The organism is Dyella sp. 333MFSha (assembly GCF_900102405.1).
Classification (GTDB): domain Bacteria; phylum Pseudomonadota; class Gammaproteobacteria; order Xanthomonadales; family Rhodanobacteraceae; genus Luteibacter; species Luteibacter mycovicinus.
Genome location: NZ_FNBR01000006.1, coordinates 141,492 through 155,672, shown reverse-complemented (window position 1 = coordinate 155,672; position 14,181 = coordinate 141,492). Strand labels below are relative to the sequence as shown.

10 protein-coding genes and 1 riboswitch are annotated in these 14,181 nt (G+C 65.1%); of the genes, 8 read left to right on the top strand and 2 right to left on the bottom strand.

What is annotated here, in order from left to right:
- Positions 1–14: 14 nt before the first annotated feature.
- Positions 15–1,148, bottom strand: coding sequence for an FAD-dependent oxidoreductase (locus tag BLT40_RS18295; RefSeq protein WP_090355596.1), 1,134 nt, complete (start codon positions 1,146–1,148; stop codon positions 15–17).
- A gap of 81 nt (positions 1,149–1,229) precedes the next feature.
- Between BLT40_RS18295 and BLT40_RS18290 the strand changes: the two genes are divergently transcribed.
- The gene (locus BLT40_RS18290; protein WP_090355786.1) at positions 1,230–1,910 is read left to right on the top strand and encodes a TetR/AcrR family transcriptional regulator; all 681 of its coding nucleotides are present in this window, start codon (positions 1,230–1,232) and stop codon (positions 1,908–1,910) included.
- A 100-nt stretch (positions 1,911–2,010) separates the two neighbouring features.
- Complete coding sequence (locus tag BLT40_RS18285; protein WP_090355591.1) at positions 2,011–2,442, top strand: helix-turn-helix domain-containing protein; 432 nt, start codon at positions 2,011–2,013, stop codon at positions 2,440–2,442.
- A gap of 127 nt (positions 2,443–2,569) precedes the next feature.
- Here the strand turns inward: BLT40_RS18285 and BLT40_RS18280 are convergent, their stop codons facing one another.
- Positions 2,570–3,469 carry a LysR family transcriptional regulator gene (locus BLT40_RS18280; RefSeq protein ID WP_090355588.1) on the bottom strand — a complete coding sequence of 300 codons (900 nt, stop codon included), beginning with the start codon at positions 3,467–3,469 and terminating at the stop codon, positions 2,570–2,572.
- A 192-nt stretch (positions 3,470–3,661) separates the two neighbouring features.
- Positions 3,662–3,756, top strand: a riboswitch (glycine riboswitch).
- Between the two features lie 42 nt (positions 3,757–3,798).
- On the opposite strand from BLT40_RS18280, the gene gcvP reads away from it, so the two are divergent.
- From gcvP to BLT40_RS18250, 6 genes are all read left to right on the top strand, one after another.
- On the top strand, positions 3,799–6,669 hold the full coding sequence (gene gcvP / locus BLT40_RS18275) for an aminomethyl-transferring glycine dehydrogenase (RefSeq protein ID WP_090355584.1): 2,871 nt from the start codon (positions 3,799–3,801) through the stop codon (positions 6,667–6,669).
- 162 nt (positions 6,670–6,831) lie between these two features.
- Positions 6,832–7,497: a carbonic anhydrase gene (locus BLT40_RS18270; protein WP_090355579.1), complete on the top strand. Its 666-nt coding sequence runs from the start codon at positions 6,832–6,834 to the stop codon at positions 7,495–7,497.
- Complete coding sequence (locus BLT40_RS18265; RefSeq protein WP_052191194.1) at positions 7,494–8,372, top strand: bestrophin family protein; 879 nt, start codon at positions 7,494–7,496, stop codon at positions 8,370–8,372. The genes BLT40_RS18270 and BLT40_RS18265 overlap by 4 nt, the downstream gene beginning before the upstream one ends.
- 93 nt (positions 8,373–8,465) lie before the next feature.
- On the top strand, positions 8,466–10,874 hold the full coding sequence (locus tag BLT40_RS18260) for a GH92 family glycosyl hydrolase (RefSeq protein WP_255364062.1): 2,409 nt from the start codon (positions 8,466–8,468) through the stop codon (positions 10,872–10,874).
- Between the two features lie 190 nt (positions 10,875–11,064).
- The gene (gene tssI / locus BLT40_RS18255) at positions 11,065–13,920 is read left to right on the top strand and encodes a type VI secretion system Vgr family protein (RefSeq protein ID WP_090355575.1); all 2,856 of its coding nucleotides are present in this window, start codon (positions 11,065–11,067) and stop codon (positions 13,918–13,920) included.
- A complete protein-coding gene (locus BLT40_RS18250) occupies positions 13,917–14,177 on the top strand; it encodes a PAAR domain-containing protein (protein ID WP_079522028.1) in 261 nt (86 codons plus the stop codon). The genes tssI and BLT40_RS18250 overlap by 4 nt, the downstream gene beginning before the upstream one ends.
- Positions 14,178–14,181: the final 4 nt, after the last annotated feature.

The window sequence follows — 14,181 nt, the reverse complement described above, 5'->3', positions numbered from 1 at the left end:
ATCCCGCGACGTAATCAGGTCGCGGACGGGCTCTGCGTAAACATCTCGACGAGGCTGTGCGGTGCACGCTCGCCGAAACAGATGTCGAGGAGTTCGTCCGCGTCCGCCGCCGCCGAGGCACTGCGTGGAAACAGCGTCGCCTCGTATGCGGCAAGCGCCGCTTCGATGTCGCCGGGATGCGCCACGATGGCCTGGGCCAGTTCCGCACCATCCCACATCGCCAGATTGGCGCCCTCACCCGAGGGCGCCATCAGGTGGGCGGCGTCGCCGAGCAAGGTCACCCCGGGAACGCGATCCCAACGATGATCGCCCGGTAAGGCATGGATGATGCGGAGGACGGGCGGCGTTTCACCATCGGTAATCAGCGCGGTGAGCCCCGATGCCCAGCCGTCGAATTCCAGGGCCACGCGAGCCCTTGCTGCCGCCGGATCGGAGACGTCGATCTCGGCCATCCAGGCTTCGGATCGCCTGAGCGCCACATAGGTATGAAGCGCGCCATCCGGCTCCCGGTGCGCAAGGATGCCTTTGCCAGGCATCGCGGCAAACATGGCGCCACCACCAACCGCATCCGCTGCCGCGTTGTGGCGCTCGTCGCTGTCGTAGAGGTAGGTCTCGACATACGACATGCCCACGTAGGCCGGCCTGGCATCCGACAGCAACGAACGCACCTTCGACCAAGCGCCGTCGGCACCGACGAGAAGGTCGGTCGTCACGCTCGATCCGTCGACGAAGGTCAGGCGATGCTGCGCACCTCCCGCTGGCGATGCGCTGACAAGCTTGCGCCCCCACTGGATAGCGCCAGCCGGCAGCGACTCGATCAGCATGCGGCGAAGCTCACCACGAGGCACTTCCGGGCGGCCACCGGTGCCGTCATCGGGCTCGTCGAACAGGACGCGACCGTCCGCGTCGAGCACGCGGGTTTGCTGACCGCCAGGGTGAACGAGCGCCTGAAAGGCTTCGAAGAGACCTGCCGCCCTGAGTGCCCGCTGCCCATCACGTTCGTGGATGTCGAGCATGCCACCCTGCGTACGTGCCGTCGCCGAGGCCTCTGCCTCGAACACCGTCGACGCGATGCCATGGACGTGGAGAACGCGCGCCAGCACCAGGCCGCCAAGACCGGCACCGACGATCGCTATGGGGGTATGCATGGGGAAAGACCTTACGAAATGGCTTATGGAACGTCGTTCCAATCATCTTGGAACGACGTTCCATCCATGTCAAGATGGCTCATGGTCAAGAAAGCTGCCCCCACCCCGCGCCGCGAAGACTCCCTCTCGCGGGACCGTATCGTCGACACGGCTATCGAACTCCTCGACGCCGAGGGTGAGAGCGGTTTGACGTTTCGCGCTCTGGCGGGGCGGCTCGCCACGGGCCCGGGCGCGATCTACTGGCACGTCGCCAATAAAGGCGAGTTGCTGACAGCCGCGTGCGACGCGATCGTCAGCCGGACGATGACTATCGCAGTGGCTGGCGAGTCGCCGGAAACCGACATCCGCGCACTCGCTCTGGGTCTGTTCGACGCCATCGACGAGCACCCATGGGTGGGCTCCGCACTCACGCGCGCGCCCGGGCAGCTGCCTGCCGTTCGCATACTCGAAGGACTCGGCCAGGCCCTCTGCGCGCTTGGCGTTCCCGCCGAGAGGCAGTGGCCGACGGTGTCGGCATTGCTGAGTTACATCCTCGGCGTGGCGGGACAGAATGCGGCCAATGCGCATGTCGGCAGAACGCTGGGGACGGATCGCCTGGCCTTCCTGTCGAGTGTCGCCGCGACGTGGTCCGAGCTCGACGAAGAGGCCTTTCCGTTTGTGCGGAGCATGGCGGGGCCTCTGCGCGAGCATGACGATCGCGCGGATTTCCTGGCGGGGATCGATCTGATTCTTGGCGGGGTCTGCGGACAAGCAACCGGGTAACCACCGAGCTGCACACCCACACGATAGCGTGCGTAGCGCGTCTCGTTGACCATATCGCAATTTGCGATACTCTTCGAATCGTGACTTACGGAAGAGTGCAATGCGCGCTACGAAAAAAATAAAGGCAAGACACTCGCTCGCCTCGGTGCAAAAAGGCTGGGAAGCGTTCCAGAAGATGTCAGGCATGCGTCATATAGCCAACGACAAGGACTATGAAGAAGTCGTCGCGCTCGCCGATGCGCTCGTTGATATCGGTGCCATGGACGAAAAACACGCCAGCCATTCGTTGTTCGCGGTTCTGGCAGACCTCATCTACGCCTATGACCAGCGAAATTATCGCCAGGCCGATGTACACGGCGTCGACCTCCTTCGCTTTTTGATGGAACAGCACGATCTCCGGCAGAATCAACTGCCAGAGATCGGCACACAAAGCGTGGTGTCCGAAATTCTCGCCGGCAAGCGCGATCTCACGGTGACTCACATTCGCGGGTTATCGGAGCGTTTCGGCCTTAGTCCAGCCGTCTTCTTCTAAGCGCCGGCGTCAGGGCGTCCGTCGCCAGCGACGCGTCGCGCAGCGCCACAGCATCCACCACAACACCGCTACCGGAAAGGCCAGGACGCCCCGAGGGACCGAGCATTGCGTTTGTTCAGTCAGGAATTCACTCCGTGCGCTCACGCACCAGATCGATGAAGGCACGGAGGCCAGCGGACATATGCCGGTGCGCGGGGTAGTACACCGCGAGACCAGGGAAGCCGGGGCTCCAGTCGTCGAGAACACTTACCAGATGGCCAGCGGCGAGATGCTCGGGAACGCCCGGGCCATTGCTCCACGTCCACGCCAGGCCGAAGCCGTCGACGGCGGCCGCAACCATCAGATTGTGATTGTCCAGGCCAAGCGGACCGTCAACCTCGATACGCCGCTGCTCGCCGCGCTTCTCGAACTCCCAGCGGTAGATCGTCCCGCTCGGCAGGCGGCCCCGGATGCAGACGTGCTTCGTGAGGTCGTCCGGAACCTTCGGCTTGCCGTGGGTTTTGAAGTACGCCGGTGAGCCGACCACGATCAGCCGCAGCTTGTCCGAGCAGCGCACGGCGACCATATCCTGCGGCACGTCGTCAGCCAGACGAAGACCCGCATCGAAACCCTCCGCCGCGATGTCGATGAATCGTCCCTCGGTATTGAGGTCGAGGCGCATCTCCGGATAGCGGCGCAGGTACTCGAGGATGACCGGCTCGAGGATCATGGCCGCGCCGCCTTCCGCCGCACTGATCCGCAGCGTCCCGGTCGGGCTGTCCCGGAAGGCGTTCGCGGCCTCCATCGCGGCGGATATCTCGCCCAGTGCCGGGCGCACCCGTGCCACGAACTGCTCCCCGGCTTCGGACAACGACACGCTGCGGGTCGTCCGGTTGAACAGGCGGACGCCCATGCGTTGCTCCAGGGCCGCGACCGCGTGGCTCAGCGCCGACGGGGACATGCCCAGGGCCACGGCGGCCCGTCGGAAGTTCTGGTGGCTGGCCACCGCCAGTACCGCCTGAAGTTCGATCAGCCCGGCCTTGTGCATTGTTCGGGATTCCGCATCGATGGGTGCCGGATAAGCCTGATTGACGGGATGGCCGGGTGCAAGCGAAAACCGTCATCTTCGGCCCTGCCTCTGTATAATCGTGCCCAGCAACACCCGGTGGGAGAAGCGGAAGGACCCGCTGCCGAAGGCGCAACGCCCGTAATCGCTCAGGCTCCCATGACCACCGGCGTGCTTCATCACTCTGGAGAGACCGGTTAGATCCGGCGCCGAAGGTGCAAGAGGCCATCCGCCTCCAAACTCTCAGGCAAAAGGACAGAGGGGCGCCCCACGTGCCGGCACGGCACGTTCTTTCGGATGCCTCCAAAGTCATGAGCCAGAAAAACTCTCCTTCGCTGCGCGAGCTCGAGAACCATGGCGCGTTCATCGAGCGCCACATCGGCCCGAATGACGCCGAGATCGCCGAGATGCTCGCCGTGGTCGGCCACGCCGACCTCGATGCGCTGACGGACGCCATCGTCCCCGGCTCGATCAAGTCGCCCGCCCCGCTGTCGCTGTCCGCAGCGGTGACCGAGGAAGAGGCGCTGGCCAAGATTCGCGCGATCGCCGACCGCAACACCGTCTTCCGCAGCTTCATCGGCCAGGGCTACTACGGCACGCTCACGCCGAACGTCATCCTGCGCAACGTGCTCGAGAACCCGGCGTGGTACACGGCCTATACGCCGTACCAGGCGGAGATCTCGCAGGGCCGCATGGAGGCGCTGATCAACTTTCAGACCATGGTCACCGACCTGACCGGCATGGACATCTCGAACGCGTCGCTGCTCGACGAGGCCACCGCCGCGGCCGAAGCGATGACGCTGGCCAAGCGCTCGGCCAGGTCGAAGTCGAACGTCTTCTTCGTCTCGAAGGACGTCCATCCGCAGACCCTCGAAGTGCTGCGCACGCGTGCCGACGGCATCGGCATCGAGCTGCACGTCGGTGACGACAGCGAAGGTACGACGGTCGACAGCTTCGGCGTGCTGCTGCAGTACCCGAACACCTTCGGTCGCATCAACGATTACAAGGCGCTCGCCGACGCGACCCACGCGCGCGGTGCCATCGTCTGCGTCGCCACCGACCTGCTCGCCCTCACGCTGATCGCTTCGCCGGGCAGCTGGGGTGCGGACATCGTCGTCGGCAACACGCAGCGCTTCGGCGTGCCGTATGGCTTCGGTGGCCCGCACGCCGCTTACCTCGCCTGCCGCGATGCGTACAAGCGCTCGATGCCGGGTCGCCTGATCGGCGTCTCTGTCGACACCGAGGGCAAGCCGGCGTACCGCCTCACCCTGCAGACCCGCGAGCAGCACATTCGCCGCGAAAAGGCCACGTCCAACATCTGTACCGCGCAGGTGCTGCTCGCCGTCATGGCCAGCATGTATGCCGTGTACCACGGTCCGGAAGGCCTCGTCCGCATCGCCCGCCGCACGCATCGCCTCACCGCGATCCTCGCCGGTGCGCTCGGCAAGGCCGGCGTTGCCGTCGGTGGCGACTTTTTCGACACGCTGCATGTGACCGGAGTCGACGCGAAGGCGCTGCACGCCAAGGCCGCAGCCGCCAACCTCAACCTGCGCGCAACCGACGCGAACAGCGTCGGCATCAGCCTCGACGAGACCACCACGCGTGCGGACATCGCCGCGCTGGCCGGCGTGTTCGGTGCGAACGTGAACGACATCGACGCACTCGATGCCGCGACCGACGACGCACTGCCGACTGCCCTGCTCCGTGATGTCGACTTCCTGCAGCATCCGGTGTTCAACACGCACCACAGCGAGCACGAGCTGCTTCGCTACCTGCGCGGCCTGGCCGACAAGGATCTCGCGCTGGATCGCACCATGATCCCGCTGGGCTCCTGCACCATGAAGCTCAACGCCACCGCCGAGATGATCCCGGTGACGTGGCCGGAGTTCGCCAACATCCATCCGCTGGCCCCGGCCAGTCAGGCGCAGGGTTACAAGCAGCTGATCGACGAGCTCGAGGCGATGCTGGTCGAGTGCACCGGTTACGACTCCGTCAGCCTGCAGCCGAACTCCGGCGCCCAGGGTGAATACGCCGGCCTGCTCGCGATCCGCGCGTACCACCGCTCGCGTGGCGAAGGCCATCGCGACATCTGCCTGATCCCGGAATCCGCGCACGGCACCAACCCGGCGTCCGCGCAGATGTGCGGCATGACCGTCGTGGTCACGCGCTGCGATGCCAACGGCAACGTCGATGTCGACGACATCCGCGCCAAGGCGGAGAAGTATTCGGATCGTCTCGCCGCGATCATGATCACCTACCCGTCCACGCATGGCGTGTTCGAGGAAGACGTGGTCGCCATCTGCGACGTCGTGCACAAGCACGGCGGCCAGGTGTACACCGACGGCGCCAACATGAATGCGCTGGTCGGCGTGGCCAAGCCGGGCAAGTGGGGTTCGGACGTCTCGCACCTCAACCTGCACAAGACCTTCTGCATTCCGCACGGCGGTGGCGGCCCGGGCGTCGGCCCGTGCGCGGTCAAGTCGCACCTCGCGCCGTTCCTGCCGCGTGCCTTCGGCGCCGAGGGCGACGTGGGCATGGTCAGCGCGGCCACCTTCGGCTCCGCGTCGATCCTGCCGATCTCGTGGATGTACATCACGCTGATGGGCACCGAAGGCCTGCGCAAGGCGACCCAGGTCGCGCTGCTCAACGCCAACTACATCGCGAAGCGCCTCGCTCCGCATTACAAGACGCTGTACACGGGTCGTAACGGCCTGGTCGCGCACGAGTGCATTCTCGATCTGCGTCCGCTCAAGGACGTCACGGGCGTGGGCGCGGAAGACGTGGCCAAGCGCCTCATCGACTTTGGCTTCCACGCACCGACCCTGTCGTTCCCGGTCGCGGGCACGCTGATGGTCGAACCGACCGAAAGCGAGTCTCAGCATGAGCTGGACCGTTTCATCGACGCCATGATCCAGATCCGTGAAGAGATCGCCGCGGTGGAAGATGGCCGTCTGGATCGCGAGGACAACCCGCTGCGCAATGCCCCCCATACGGCTGCCATGGTCACCGGCACCGAGTGGACGCACGCCTATCCGCGTGAGCTGGCCGCGTTCCCGCTGCCCTCGCTGAAACTCAGCAAGTACTGGCCGCCGGTGTCGCGCGTGGACAACGTCTACGGCGACAAGAACGTGATGTGTGCCTGCATCCCCATCGATGCCTACAAGGAAGATGCGGAGGTTTGAGGCTGTCGCTGCTGAAAGCGTCCAGGGCGGGAGCCATCGCCAGCAGGCTGGCTCCCGAATCCCTCGTTCCATACCCCCGCGAATCCCTTCGGCCATGCTTTGTCTTAAACTGGAAACCTGACCGCCGCACCTCCGCCGCGGCATACTTTCCAAGGTAAGCGCATGACTCAGGAAACTCTTCGCGACCAAAGCCTCCTCGGCCTCCTCAGGGGCGTCGAGGACTTCAGCGCCAACGTCTTCCCCGAGACGCAGGAGCTCTTCAGCGAGCTGGCCGAAGGCCAGAGCCCGCACACCTTGTTCATCACCTGCGCGGATTCACGCGTGGTCCCGGAGATGATCACCCAGACCCAGCCAGGGGATCTCTTCGTCTGCCGCAACATCGGCAACATCGTTCCCGGCTACGGCGAAATGCTCGGTGGCGTGTCCGCCGTGGTCGAATTCGCGGTCGCCGTCCTGCATGTCCGTCATGTCGTGATCTGCGGCCATAGCGACTGCGGCGCCATGAAGGGCCTGCTCAACCCGGACTCCACCCGGACGCTGCCCACGGTCGAGGCCTGGCTACGCAACGCGGCCGCCGCCAAGAGCGCGGTGTTCGCACTCCAGATCGAGGGCCCTGCCCTGCTCAACGCAGTGACTCAGGAAAACGTCCGCCTCCAGCTGGCCCACCTGCGCACGCATCCGGCGGTCACCGCCGCGCTGGCCAACAAGGCGATCACCTTGCAGGGCTGGGTGTACGACATCGGCGACGGCACCGTTTCGGTGCTCGACCAGGCACACGACGAGTTCATCCCGCTGGCCGAGGCGATCAAGCGGGAACACAAGGCGTGATCCTGCCGGGGCGGGCGCACCTGGGCCATATCCTGCGTTACGTGGGCAAGCCGTTGATCTGGCTGCTTGCATGGGATGTGGCGGTCACCGCCTTCTGGTACGTAATGCATCCTCGGCTCACGGCGGAGTTTCCCGCCCTGCCGCTCACTCTGCTCGGCTCGGCCGTCGCGGTGTACCTCAGCTTCCGCAACACCACGGCGTACGCGCGCTGGTGGGAAGCGCGCACCCTCTGGGGAGCGATGGTCAACGCCTCGCGGACACTCGCCCGCGAGGCGGTCACGCTCCTGCCGGACCGCGGCATGGGTGTCACGGTCGCGCATCGACAGATCGCCTATGTGCACGCGCTGCGCATGCATCTGCGTCGACAGGCGCCGTGGGACGAACTCGCGGCGCGTCTGCCGGCGGAGGAAGTCGAACGACTGCGCGGCGTCCTCAACGTGCCCAACGCGATCCACGCGCGCACAGCGGCGCTGATTGCCGACACCCGCCCCGACCCGATCATTCAGGCGGCCTTCGCGCGGACGCTGTCGGACATCTCCAACGCTCAGGGTGGCATGGAGCGGATCAAGAACACGCCTTTGCCGCAGCAGTACGCGACCTACCCGGCCATCTTCACGCACGGTTTCTGCATCCTGCTGCCCCTCGGCCTGGTCGAGACGCTGGGCCTGCTGACACCGCTCGGCTCGACGGTCGCGGGCTTCCTCTTCCTCGCCCTGCTGCAGATCGGCAACGATATGCAGAACCCCTTCGAGAACCTCGAAGACGACGTGCCGCTGACCACGCTCACGCGCGGCATCGAGATCGACCTGCGCGACTCACTCGGCGAAACGCATGGGCTGAAGCCCGTGCAGCCGAACGATGGGATTCTCTGGTAGCGATTGCTGCGCTGCATCCATGACGCCTGGCACACGACCCGGCCTCCGATTCGGATTTCAATCGATATAAATACCGGTCCCGGAGATCTGCCCTTGCGCGCGATTCGCCCGTTCGTCCTTGCCGCCGCCGTTCTGCCGGCCGCTGTCGCTGCCGCTTCCGGCCCCTCCGACCTCGTCAACCCACTGATCGGCACCACCAACGGCGGCAACGTCTTCCCGGGCGCCGTCGTGCCATTCGGCATGCTGCAGTTCAGTCCCGAGGCCTCGCCGTTGCCGGGCAAGAAGGCCCCGATCGCCGCACCGGGCGGTTACGAATATCGTGCCGATGCGATCCGCGGTTTCAGCCTGACCAACGTCGAAGGCTGGGGTTGTGCGGGTGGCTCGGGCGATGTACCGATCATGCCGGTCACCGGGGACGTGACGACCTCACCCAGCACCGACTTCCGCCATGCGTACGCATCGAAGTTCAGCCACGACCATGAGACGGCTAAAGCGGGCCAGTATCGCGTAACGCTCGACAACGGCGTCACCGCCGATCTCACCGCCGCGCTGCACAGCGGTGCCGCACGCTTCTCCTTCCCCGCCGAGAAGCCGGCCAACGTGCTCGTGCGCGCGTCCGATTCGGAGGTCGGTTCGGAGAACGCGGACGTCGTGGTCGACAAGGCGAACCGTCGCATCAGCGGCTCGGTCACCAGCGGTAACTTTTGCGGCTATATCGACAAGGCGGACCGCCACAGCTACTACACGATTCATTACGTCATCGAGTTCGACCAGCCGTTCGCCAGCACGGGCACGTGGAAGGACACCGCCGTGACCAAGGGCGGCACAAAGAGCGAAGGCGGCTCGGGCTACGGTGAAAAGGGCTTCCCTGCCGAGGGCAAAGGCTCCGGCGCATGGGTCGGTTTCGCCAGGGGCACGAAGGACGTGAACCTGCGCGTCGGCATCTCTTACGTCAGCGCGGCGAACGCGCAAGCCAACCTCGATGCTGAAGTACCGAAAGGCACTTCGTTCGATACCGTACGCGATAACGCGATCGCCACGTGGAACAAGCAGCTGTCACGCATCGACATCGAAGGTGGCACGCCGGACCAGCGCACCGTGTTCTACACCGCGCTGTACCACGCATCGATGACGCCGAACGTCTTCAGCGATACCAATGGCGAGTACATGGGTTTCGATCAACAGGTGCATAAGGTTTCCGGCACGCAGAAAGCGCAGTACGCGAATTTCTCCGGCTGGGACGTGTACCGCTCACAGCTGCCGCTGGTGACCTGGCTCGACCCGAAGACCGGCAGCGACATCGCGCAAAGCCTCTACAACCAGGCGCAGCAGAACAAGGGCGTCTGGGACCGCTGGACGCATAACAACGGCGCGACGCACGTCATGAACGGCGATCCCGCCGCGCCGTCGATCGCCGGCATCTACGCGTTCGGTGGCAGGGACTTCGACGTCAAGGGCGCCTTTGCCTCGCTCGTGCACGCGGCGGACAACCCCACTGAACTGGACAAGTCGATGGACGGCTGTCCGGTGGAATGCGTCGGCCAGCGCCCGGGTCTCGAATCGTGGCTCAAGCTGCACTACATCCCCGTGGGCGCACCGTCGTGGGGGCCCGCCGCGGATACGCTCGAAATCGTCGCCGCCGAGTTCGCCCTCAGCGCCCTGTCCGACCGGCTCGGCGACAAGGCCACTTCCACGCGTTTCCTCGACCGCGCCCAGTACTGGCGCAACCTGTTCGATCCGAAGGCCGCTCCGGACGGCGGCTACATCCGCAACCGCAACGCCGACGGCAGCTGGGCGCTGGTGAAGGACGATGACGACAAGGAAGCCCACGCCTTCACGCCATCCACGGAAGACGGCTTCGTCGAAGGCAGCGCCGCGCAATACGTGTGGATGGTGCCGTTCAACGTGCACGGCCTGTTCGACGCGATGGGCGGTATGGACAGGGCGCGCAAACGTCTGGACAACTATTTCTATCAGCCCGATGGCATCTTCGCGGTCACGAAGTCCGGGCCGCTGCATGCCGAGCTCGACAATGAGCCGTCGATCGGTGGTCCCTGGCTTTACAACTACGCCGGCCAGCCATGGAAGACACAGGAGCTGGTGCGCCGCGTGCTCGATACGATCTGGGTCAACGGTCCGAACGGCATCCCCGGCAATGACGACCTGGGCGAGATGTCCTCGTGGTATGTGTTTGCGGCGTTGGGCATCTATCCGAATATCCCGGGACGCGCGGAGTTCATCGTGGGCAGCCCGATCTTCACGAAGGCCACCGTGCATCGCGAAGGCGGCGATGTGGTGATCGAAGCGCCGAATGCGGGCGCGGGCAAGCCGTATGTCACGGGGCTGAAAGTCGACGGGAAGACGACGCCCCGCTCATGGCTGCCGGAGTCGTTCGCGACCGGCGGCGGCAAGCTCGAGTTCGACCTGTCGGACAAGCCGAACAAGAGCTGGGCGAGCAAGGCATCGGACGCCCCGCCGTCGTTCGACACCAAGAAGCACTGATTATGTAGGAGCGCGCCTGCGCGCGACGGGTTTGCGGTAGCCTCCATCGCGCGCGCTCCTACATGCCGCCATACAGCCGCCTACGGGCGGCTTTTCTTCGTCCGAAAATCCGTCTGATTTTTCAGAATCCTTCCATATCCACACTGCCCTTTGGTCACTACGGTGACACCCTCTTCTACGAGGTGTCGCCATGGGTACGATTCCCAACATCCAGGCCTTCGTGGCGGGTGAGTTCGCGCAACGGGGACGGATGCTGTCCGTCGGCTTCACCGACACCGATAAGGCATCTCGCCCACCACGACGCTCGTTCCTGGCGTTTCGGCTGGAGTTCTCCGAGCGCCTGTCCACGCCATTCCGTGCGGTGCTCTACGGCATCACTCCCCAAGTCTGGACTTATCCCGATGCCGAGCGTCCTGGCGATCGTCACGTCGAGCCACACCCGGACCGTTTCCTCGGTCTGCTGACCTCGATCTCGGTCCGGGCCGAATCGCGAACGCGCAAGATCCATGGCGTTGTCACTGCGGCACGACAGATCGGCAACTGGCACAGCCAGACCGAAGACATCGGCTACGACGTCTACGAGCTCGTCGTCGAACCCACGCTGTGCCTACTCGCCCTGCGCCAAGCCAACCGCGTCTTCCAGGAGCGGACGACGCTACAGATCCTCCACGAGCTGCTCGACGAGCATCGTCTGCACAACCCGCTGGTGGATGCGACGCTTCGGGCCACGTTCCCCGTGCAACGCGATACCGATCGTTCGCTCGCACGCGCCTACCGCATGCAGTATCAGGAATCCGACCTCGATTTCATCCAGCGCCTGCTGATCGACGAAGGCCTCAACTATGTCCTCGAGGCGGAGACCGGCCACGTGGGGACTGGCAACGCCTGGCATGTATTTGCTGCCGATCACCGTTTCGACGACACGCCGGAGGCAACGCTGAGCGTCACGCCGCGCCCGGGCAACCTTCCGCTGACCGGCTGGATGGCACGCCGTCAACTGGTCCCTGCCTTCACCCGCGCACTCAGTCACGACTATAAGGACAACACCCGATACGAAGCCCGCCACGACGGGCGCGCTAACCTCGGCATGGGCGAGATCGCACGCGGCAAATTCGGCCACTACGAGACACTGTCACCGCGCGCGGTGGTCAAGCCATCGAATGGCATGGGCGTGCCCGCACAACATCGCCAGTGGGCCCGCGACATGGATGCCGAGATCTTCGTCGGTACCACCACCGTGCCCTTGTCGCTCGCCAGTGCTGTGCGCATCAAGGGACTGGAGTCGCGTCGACACCCCATGCGCCATGGCGAGTCCCGGTCCCGCAAAAACGACTACATCGTTACGGCACAGACCATCGTCGCTCATGTATCGCTGCCGGGTGACGTACGCATCCACTGGGCAACACTGAATGACGAGATTCGTCAGCAGACGGGTACGCCCCTGTTCGCCGCCGTAACCGACGCGCCACCCTTGCACGTCACGTTCGAGGCCCAGCCCGCAGACAAACCCCTCGTGCCGCCGCACCCGTCGCGCGCGTTGCGGCCGCGCCCCGGCCCTATGACCGCGACGGTCGTCGGCCCACCCGACACCGTCGTCGCTACCGACGACCTGGGCCGAGTCGCGGTGGTGTTCCACTGGGAGCGCGCGCCCGACGTCCCGCAGTTCGCGTGCAACTTCCCGGACTTCCCACGCGGTCCGCCGATCCGCGTGCGCTACGTGCATCCGGGCGCCGGTGAGGGCATGGGGTTTCAGTACCTGCCGCGAGTCGGCGACGAGGTGCTGATCTTATTCATCGACAATGACCCCGACCGGCCTGTCGCCGTAGGTAGTGTGCACAACGGTCGCAAGGGCACGCCCGGTTTCGGCGGCGTATCTACGCTCCCGGGTGACGCTGCACTCACTGGGCTTCGCTCGGTCGAGCACAACGGTCGCGGCGCCAACGAGCTGGTGCTCGACGACACTAATGGCGAGGTGGGTCTTCGTCTGGCGACGAGCACCGCGCATAGCGAACTCAACCTAGGGCACCTCGCCGTTCCACGAAAGGATGGCAAGGCGGCGGTGCGAGGTCTGGGGGCGGAATTGCGCACCGAGGGCGCAGCGGTGTTCCGAGCGGCACAAGGCATGCTTGTCAGTACCGAAAACGCCGCGCGCGAAGCGCATCATCTGCGCCATGACGACCTGGCCGAACTGCTCGCTCGTTGCCAGGACCTCACACAGGCATTGGGCCGAGCGATGGCCCGCGCCGGTGGTGACGAGCCGCGTCACCTCGGACAGACCGCAACCAGGGAGGCACTGGCGACGTGGGCGAGCTCACCGACCTCCACCGGGGACAAGGGGACGTCCCCTATGCTGGCATTCCACGGCAAAGATGGAATTCTCGCCGCCACAGAAAAATCGCAGGTGCTCTACGCCGGCGAACACCTCGATCTGACCGCAGACGGCACGTGTCACCTGGCGAGCGGCCAGCGCACGCATGTGAACGCGGGGCAAGGTGTCGGCATACACACCTGCGAGGGTGGCATCGCGATGGTCGCCTCGGCGGGGCGCGTCAGCGTCGAGGCGGCGCAGCACGATCTGCGCATCGACGCACGCCAATCCGTCACGGTGACGAGCCACGACGATGAAGTTGTGCTGTCCGGCAGGATCATCCGGCTTGTGGCTGACGATGGCAGCTACATCAGGCTCGGCGAGGGTGTCGAGGTGGGTTCCCCGGACAAGTGCCGCATGTACGTGACGGACATTGAGTACGCAGGGTCACGGAGCATGACGCGAGACGTCAGGGCCCGCGCGGCAGAGGATACGCGGCAGCGCGCGCAGTTAGTCTTCCCCGAGCTGGACCCGACCGAGATCGTCGCTGCAACCAAGCGGACGTACGCGGCTGATCAAGAGGCTCAGGAACGCGTTTACGGAGAAACCGACGATGAAGGCATGACTGGATGGGTCTCATCGGACAGCGTTCGTCCCGTTCGATTCCTTACCGGCACACGGGTCCCGGAACCGGGTCCCACAATGATTCCGAACGAGGACACCGGCGGTGACGCATGACTGGTCGCCTGATCGTCGTTGGTGACCTCCATTCTCATGGCGGAACGATGGAGCACGGCTGCGCGCACGCCCGCATCGATGGGCTTGCCATCGTCCGCCTTGGAGATGAAGCCGCCTGTCCACAACACGGAAAAACGCGTGTCGCGACCGCCAGTTCCGGCATCCGATACCACGGTGCCGTCGCCGCGTGCGATGGCGACGAGCTCGAGTGTGGCGCCGTGCTCATGGCACGCCAACACCGCGTCACAAGGATCTGACCCG